The sequence below is a fragment of the Brevundimonas sp. genome (genome assembly GCF_032107865.1).
Lineage (GTDB): Bacteria > Pseudomonadota > Alphaproteobacteria > Caulobacterales > Caulobacteraceae > Brevundimonas.
This window is the reverse complement of the sequence record NZ_DAMCNG010000398.1, coordinates 1-1165: the sequence shown is the minus strand read 5'-3', so window position 1 is coordinate 1165 and position 1165 is coordinate 1. Positions and strand designations below refer to the sequence as shown.

At 68.6% G+C, this 1165-nt stretch carries 1 protein-coding gene; it reads left to right on the top strand.

Annotated elements, in window-relative coordinates:
* Positions 1-1165: pitrilysin family protein (locus RT567_RS17090; RefSeq protein ID WP_313577370.1), on the top strand; the 1165-nt coding region annotated here is incomplete at both ends.

Sequence of the window (1165 nt, the reverse complement as noted above, 5' to 3'; positions counted from 1 at the left end):
GGCCTGGGCCAAGGCGCCGCCCGCCGCCGCGACAACCGCCCAGGGCGGCGTCGCCGTGCCGCCGCTGGGCTTCACCAAGCGGGTGCTGGCCAACGGCATGGAGGTCTATACGGCGCGCGACGCCTCGACCTCCAACGTCACGGTCCAGGTCTGGTATCGCGTAGGGTCGAAGGACGATCCGGCGGGCCGTTCGGGCTTCGCCCACCTGTTCGAGCACCTACTGTTCAAGGCGACGAAGAACATGCCGTCCGAGACGTTCGATCGTCTGACAGAGGACGTCGGCGGCTTCAACAACGCCTTCACCGCCGACGATGTGACCGCCTATTACGAAGTCGTCCCCGCCAACCACCTGCAGCGCATCCTGTTCGCCGAGGCGGACCGCATGGGCTCGCTGGTCGTCGACGAGGCCAACTTCGCCTCCGAACGCGACGTGGTGAAGGAAGAATACCGCCAGCGCATCCTGGCCAGCCCCTATGGCCGCCTGTTCGGCCTGTTCACACCCGAGACCATCTATCAGGACCACCCCTATCGCCGTCCGGGCATCGGCTCGATCGAGGAACTGGACGCCGCGACCCTGGACGACGTCCTGCGCTTCCACGCCACCTACTACCGGCCGGACAACGCCATGCTGATCGTAGCGGGCAATTTCGATCATGCGCAGCTGGACGGCTGGGTCGACGAATACTTCGCCCCGCTGAAGCGTCCGGCGACGCCCATGCCCGCCAATGATGTGAAGGAGCCCGAGCCGACCGGCCCGCGCACCGCCACCTATTATGCGCCGAACGTGCCCCTGCCCGCCGTCGCCCTGGCCTGGAACACCGTGGCCTACAAGGACGCCGACCGCGCGGCTCTGACGGTGCTGGACGGCATCCTGTCGACCGGCGAGAGCAGCCGCCTGTACCGCTCGCTGGTCTATGACAAGCAGATCGCCGCCTCGGCGGGCTCCAACCCCGACTTCGCCCAGCAGGCGGGCAATCTGGCCGCCTACGCCATCATGGCGGGCGGCGAGACGGTCGAGACCGGCAAGGCCGCGCTGGAGGCCGAGATCGCGCGCCTGCGCGACGAACCCGTCACCGCCGCCGAACTGGCCGAGGCCAAGAACGAGCTGGTCGCCGACGCCCTGCGCGGCCGCGAGAGCATCGACGACCGCGCCACCACCCTAGGC